Origin of the sequence: Kitasatospora sp. NPDC007106, assembly GCF_040634455.1 — a bacterium.
Classification (GTDB): domain Bacteria; phylum Actinomycetota; class Actinomycetes; order Streptomycetales; family Streptomycetaceae; genus Kitasatospora; species Kitasatospora arboriphila.
Genome location: NZ_JBEYFP010000331.1, coordinates 1 through 6,468, shown reverse-complemented (window position 1 = coordinate 6,468; position 6,468 = coordinate 1). Strand labels below are relative to the sequence as shown.

At 72.3% G+C, this 6,468-nt stretch carries 2 protein-coding genes; one reads left to right on the top strand and one right to left on the bottom strand.

The annotated features are described in order from the left end of the window. Positions 1–60: 60 nt before the first annotated feature. Positions 61–5,565, bottom strand: a complete 5,505-nt coding sequence (locus ABZ641_RS22455) for a DUF4011 domain-containing protein (RefSeq protein ID WP_359984288.1) — start codon at positions 5,563–5,565, stop codon at positions 61–63. A gap of 340 nt (positions 5,566–5,905) precedes the next feature. Between ABZ641_RS22455 and ABZ641_RS22450 the strand changes: the two genes are divergently transcribed. After that, complete coding sequence (locus tag ABZ641_RS22450; protein ID WP_359984285.1) at positions 5,906–6,403, top strand: S1 RNA-binding domain-containing protein; 498 nt, start codon at positions 5,906–5,908, stop codon at positions 6,401–6,403. The last annotated feature ends 65 nt before the right edge of the window (positions 6,404–6,468 follow it).

Here is a 6,468-nt window from a genome sequence, read left to right as displayed (position 1 = left end):
CCGGGCCGTCCGGGCGGGGGACGGCCAGCGGTGGGGGCTGCGCCCACGGCGCCGGCTGCGTCAGTCGCTCACCGCCACCAACCGCACGGCCATGCGGCGCCCGTCGTGCTCGTACTCAACACGGCTGCCGGCCGTCCGGCCGGACAGGGCCTGCCCGAGCGGGGTGAAGGGGCTGAGCTTCTCCACGCCCGTCGAGTGCGGCTCCTGGGAGGTGATCTCGTACTCCTGCTGCTCCCCGTCGAAGTCCACCCGCACCAGGCGGCCGGGGCACACGGCGTCCGCCGCGGCCCTGCGGTCACCGGTCAGGTATGCCTTGAGCAGGGCGGCGCGCTCCTCCAGCTGCTCGGTGCGCCCGCGCTGCTTGCGCTGCTGGTCGGTCCGGGCCCGCGGACGCGAGTCACGCCCAGTCGGGCCGGACTGCTGCTCCAATTCCGCTCGCAGCTGCTCCAGTTCGTGGCGGATTCGCTGTTCCGCCGACTCCGGCAGCGCCGCCACGACCGGCACCTTGCCACTGGGCGAGGACCGCCGAGGCGTGGGCACGGCCGCCGGGGCGGGCGGTGCTGCCGACGCCCGGCCGGCCTCCGGCGCAGCGGCGGGCGGCGGGGCGCTCCGCTGCGGGGCGACGCTCACGCTCCGGGCGACGGCCCGCTCGACGGCGGTCTTCAGCCGGGCCTCGGCCGCCACGCGGTTGCGGTACCAGTCGGTGCCCCAGATCCGGTGGAGCGTCCAGCCGAGGCCGGTGAGCATGGACTCGCGCAGCCGGTCGCGGTCGCGGGCGGCCTTGGAGGAGTGGTACATGGCGCCGTCGCACTCGACGCCCAGGGCGTAGCGGCCCGGCCGCTGCGGGTCGCGCACTCCCAGGTCGATGCGGTAGCCGGCGACGCCCACCTGCGGCTGGACGCTGTAGCCCCAGCCGCGCAGCACCTCCAGCACCGACTCCTCGAAGGGGCTCTCGGGCTCGGCGTCGCCGTCCTCGGCCTCCTGGACGAGCGCCACGGGCCCGTACTTGGCGTACTTGAGATAGCGGGCGAAGTGTTCGAAGCTCTCGCTCGCGGACGGCCGGAGGGCCTCGGGTTCGAAGGAGGCCACCACCTCGACCCGGTAGCGGGCGCGGGTGACGGCGACGTTGAGCCGCCGCCAGCCGTCCTTGCGGTTGATGGGTCCGAAGTTCTGGTTGAGCTTGCCGAGTTCGTCCGGGCCGTAGCCGACCGACATGATGATCACGTCTCGCTCGTCGCCCTGCACCGCTTCGAGGTTCTTGACGAAGAAGCCGTCGAGGCGGTCGTCGGAGAAGCGCTCGTCCAGGTCGGGGTGCCGGCTGCGCTCCCGTTCGACGGCCTCCCGGATCACCTCGGCCTGGGACTGGGAGAGCGCGACGACGCCCAGCGAGCGGTCGGGGCGGGTACGGAAGTGGTGGATGACGCGCCGGGCGACCTCGACGGCCTCGCCGGGATTGTTGCGGGCCGCCGTACCGGAGCGGTAGACGCCCTGCTCGGCCTTGAAGAAGGCCACGCCCACGTCGGGGCCCTCGGAGAACGCACCGGGGAAGGTGGTCATCGCGCCGCGGTAGAACTGCCGGTTGCTGAAGGCGATCAGGTGCTCGTGGCGGCTGCGGTAGTGCCAGCGCAGCGAAAGCTCCTTGAGCATCCCGTTGCCCTTGGCCAGGGAGAGCAGGGACTCGTAGCGGGGCACCTCCTCCTCGGCGTACGGGTCGTCCTCCTCGTCCTCGCTGGCGGTGAAGAACGCGGTGGGCGGCAGCTGGTTCTCGTCGCCGGCGACGATCAGGGCCTTGGCACGGTAGATGCAGTTGATCGCGTCCTGCGGCAGGACCTGGGACGCCTCGTCGAAGATCACGACGTCGAAGGTGAAGTCCGAGGGCAGGAACCGGCTGACCGTCAGGGGGCTCATCATGAAGCACGGCTTGACGCGCAGCGCCGCCTCACCCGCCTCCCGGAGGAGCACGTGCACCGGCTTGTGCATCCTCTTCTTCTTGCCTTCGTGCTGGATCAGCTTGGTGCCGGGGCTGCTGAGCACGCCGGGCCGGTTCATGTCGCAGGTGCGCGCCACCCGGATCCGGGCGTGCTCGGCCAGGGCACGGTCGACGTCGCGGAACGCTGCGACCTTGTCGTCGCGGTCCTTGGCCCGGTTCCACACCAGGCGGGGGTCGTTCTGGATGACGCGGTCGGCCCAGGAGTGCAGCACGGACTTCTCCACCACCTGCGGGAAGTCCTCCGGTGTGACGCCGGCCCGGACGGCGCGGGCGGTCAGGTCGCCCAGGCCCGCCTCCTCCAGCGCCCGCTGGCCCCGCTGGTAGGCCGCCCACTCGTCGGGGCCTCCGCGGTCGCCGTCCAGCAGGGCCAGCAGTTGCTCGGCCGACGCCGTCACGGACAGGGCGGCGCGCAGCCCACGCCCCCGCTGCTCGTCGAACATCCCGGCCAGCCGGACGCAGGAACGGTCCCAGAACCGCTTGGCCTCTTCCAGCGGGCTGTCGGGAAGTGCCTGGTGGAGGATCCGGGCCGCGTCGGCGGGGAACACCCCTTCCTCGGGCATGCAGGTTTCCCGCAGCCGCTGCAGCCAGGTCGCGGCCTGATCCAGCGCGGTGCGCACGGTGGCACGGCCGGCGTACAGCACGTCGAGGAAGTCGCGGTCCTGCTGGGCGCAGGTGGCGAACTCCTCGTCGGCGGCGCGGGCCGCCCGGGCCGCCGCGATCGCGGTGCGCGCCTCGGCCAGGGTCCGGCCGTCGCGGCCGGAGACACTGCTGACGTGTTCGAGCAACCGTGCGGCTTCGCGGAGCGGCGCGACATGGGCACCGCTCCATCGGGCGGCGTCCGCCAGGGTGCCGTCCTCGAGATCGCAGGGGGCGCCGGGCTGCGGCGGGAACACCAGCGAGTCGCGCCACGTGGTGAGCAGCTCGCCGGCGTCCCGGGCTGCCTCGCGGGCCGCGGGGCGGGGCTGCCCGCCGTGGGCGAGTTGGGCGCGGAGCGCCTCGGGATCCAGAACGCGCGGGGCCAGTTCGGCGGCCCGCTCGGCGCGGCCGAGTGCCTTCTCCGCGGCAGCGAAGTCGGTCTCCTCACCCTGCCAGAAGTGGCCGAGGAGCTCGCCCTCGCGCCGGCCCTCCTGGTCCAGTCGCTGCTGGGCCTGCTGCCAGGCGACGGCGTCCGGCAGCGCCGCCAGGACCGTCTTGGTGCACTTGGCACCCTCGGGCAGCAGGGCCCGCACGGTGCGGCGGTCGGCCCGGTAGGAGGAGGACATGCGCGCCGTGAACGAGCGGTGCACGGTGGCGAAGCGCTGGGCGACGTCCACCAGTGCGGTTTCCGTCAGGACCCGTTCGGTGAAGTGCCCGCGGGCCTTGTCGCGGGTCGTGCGCAGGTCGGCGACCGCGTCGGACAGCCGGTGCACGGCGGTACGGGCCTGGGCCGCACCGGACGGGGTGAGCCACCGCGCGGGGGGCTTCTCGCCCTGTTCCGCCAGGGACAACTCGGTCAGGTCGACCAGCCGCAGGCCCTGTGCGCAGCTCTCCGGCGCGGGAACGCCGTACACGCGGGCGGCGATGGCCAGCAACTGCAGGGCCCGCTCCAGGTTCTCCGCATCGGTCGCCAGCCGGTCGGCGAGGACGGTTGCCCGCTCCGCGGTGACGCCGGACAGATCCAGCCCGGACGGAACGAGGTCCGCCAGCGCCAGCTCCTGCGGCCCGGGGTCGGGAGCGACCGAAGGGCCGGTCAGCTCGGCCCAATGCTGTCCGAGCAGTTCGTTCGCCCGCCGTTCGGCGGCCTCCACGGTGTCGAGGCGCCGCTCGAACGCCCGGATGCCGTCGGCGATCCGGGTCGGATCGGTCTCCATCCAGGACAGCGGCACGACGGGCCTTCCGGCACCCAACCGCAGCGCCTCGACGAGGCGTCCGGCGTCGTACAGGCCGTCCCACCCCATGGTCTCCAGCAGCTGGGTGTGCGGTGCCAGGGCGCCGCGTAGGACGGCGAGGTCCTCCAGGGCTCGCGCCAGGGCGTCCAGTTCGCCGCCGGCCTCGCCCAGGCCGCGCCAGGCGAACGCCTCGCCCTCCAGGGCGGGGCGCCAGGAGCAGGACACCCAGCGCGCACCGTCGAGGATGCCCCGCAGGCGCTCCTCGGTGAGGCCCGCCGCGTCGAACTCGGGCTCCGGAGCGAGCTGCTGGAGGGTGTGCAGCAGCGAGACGCGTCCCAGAACGGCGTGCAGGGGCCGGTTCATCCCCTCGTGGTGTTCGTTCATCGCCACCGCGTAGCCGGAGAGCTCGCGGCGCAGTTCCTCGGCGGTGAGGAGCTCGTCGCGGCGTGCGGCCGGGAAGGAGCGGCGGGGTGCGTTGAGAGCCCGGCCGAGCTCCTGGGCGACCTGCTTGCGGTTGGCGGTGTTGCTGTGCAGGGCGAGGACGTAGTCGTCGAGGCCGACCTGTTCGAGGCGGTTGCGCACCACGTCCAGTGCGGCCGCCTTCTCGCTGACGAAGAGGACGCTGCGGCCCCTCTCCAGCAGACCTGCGATCATGTTGGTGATGGTCTGGCTCTTGCCGGTGCCGGGCGGGCCGTCCATCACGAAGCTGCGGCCGTCGAGTGCGGCGGCGACGCACTGGCGCTGGGAGGAGTCGGCGTCCAGCACGAGCGGGGCCTTCTCCGGCGGCTGCTCCTGGTCGATCCGGTCCAGGGGTATCGGATCGAAGCCGAGCGAGTCGGCGGTGCCGGCCGTGTCGGCGCCGAGGCCCAGGGTGCGCACCAGCGGGCTGCCCAGGATCCGTTGCATGTTGTCCCGCAGGTCCCGGTACATCACCTCCTTGCTGGAGTTGAAGGCGTCCAGCACGATGCGCTCGCTGACCTGCCATCCGCTACGGGCCGAGACGGCTCGCCGGACCTGTTCCAGCAGGGCCGGGGCGTCGGCGGGCTCGATCTGGTCCGGAGCGGGCCACTCGATGCCCATCTCCTCCATCTTGACGGCCAGCGCCGGGTTGAAGCTCAGCTCCTCGTCCCCGTTGAGCTCCAGGAGGTAGGAGTCGCCCTTCCATCTGCGCAGCCGTACCGGCACCAGCAGCAGGGGCGAGGTGACGGGATCGGCGTCGGCGGCAGGACGCCACTGGAGGAAGCCCACGCCGAGGTGCAGCACCCAGAGGCCGTAGTCGTTGTACTTCTCCTGCGCGACGGTCGCCAGGCGCTTGAGGTGCCTGTCCTGTTCGGCCTGGGTCGCCTTGGTGGTGCTCAGGGTGGTCCGGGCGGTGCCGCCGCCCGTCCGGGAGGCGGGGGTGTCGATGGGACGGCTGCCGGTCAGGGTCCCGACCGCGTCGCCGGGATGCGCGGCCGGTCCTTTCTGCAGCTGAACGGCGGCGGAGGTGCTCTCCGGCACCGCGGCGAACAGGCATCCCTTGGGCAGCGCCTCCAACACCTGCCCCAGCCCCGGTGCGGTGATGTCCGCACCCGCCTGCTTGCTGCTGCGCCGGTAATGCACCAAGCGGTTGCGGAAGCCCAGGTCGATCAGGGATTTCTGCCAGGACTCCAGTAGCGGCCTCAGGGGGTCTGCGGCGCCGTGCTGTCCGGAGCGGCGGTGGGCCATGCGGGTGACTCCGTTCAAACCGATCAGATGGTGCGAAAAGCGTGAGGACCAGGTGGCGGAAGCATAGTGCGTCGGCACAGTAACCGGGATGAGAGTGCGACAGGTTCGAATTGCCCGTCAGGCAATGTCGACCGTGGCGCCGCGAACACGTCAAATTGCGCCGTGGGCACCGGTGTCGAGCCCGAGCTCGGCGTCGGAGATCACCGGCCGGGAGCACATCTCAATTCAACTCGCCCATCACCGAAATCAAGTGGTCGAATGTGAACCGCGATGCTCAAGTCGGCCAGAGTGACGCCGATGGGATGTTTCGGGGAACAGCGGTTCGAGGGAGGGTGCAGCGGTGCACGAGAACGGCATCGAAGCCTTGCGGTCCGGCGAGGTGCGTACGGGCGTGGTGTCGTCCGTCGCCCCTTTCGGCGTCCTGGTGGACATCGGTGACGGGGTCGAGGGACTCGTCGCCGTGCCGCAGCTGTCCTGGCGGCACGTCGCCGACGTCTCCGAGGTGGCGGGCGTCGGGGACGAGGTGAGCGTCGTCGTCCTCGGCGTCGATCTGGAGCGGGGCGAGGTGTCGCTCTCCCTGAAGGACCTGTTCCCCGATCCCCTCCAGGAGTTCGCCCGGACGACGCTGGGGCGGCGGATCCGGGCCCGGGTGACGGCGACCGCTCCGATCGGGTTCTTCGTCGAGGTCGCCGAGGGCGTCCAGGCCCTGGTGCCCGTCTCCGGCCACGCCGAACGCAGCGGCGTCGACCTCAAGGCCGGCGACGACGTGGTCGTCGAGGTCCGCGCCGTCAACCTGTACACCAGGCGTGTCACGGTCGTCCTGACCGTCGGCGACTGAGACGGGGCGGGGGGGCCCGCCGGACGCGCGCCCCCCCCCCCCCCCCAAAGAGGCGCGGAGCGGGG

Excerpts from the sequence above, each read along its gene's own strand:
- ABZ641_RS22455 (WP_359984288.1), bottom strand. The coding sequence starts at position 5,565 with ATGGCCCACCGCCGCTCCGGACAGCACGGCGCCGCAGACCCCCTGAGG.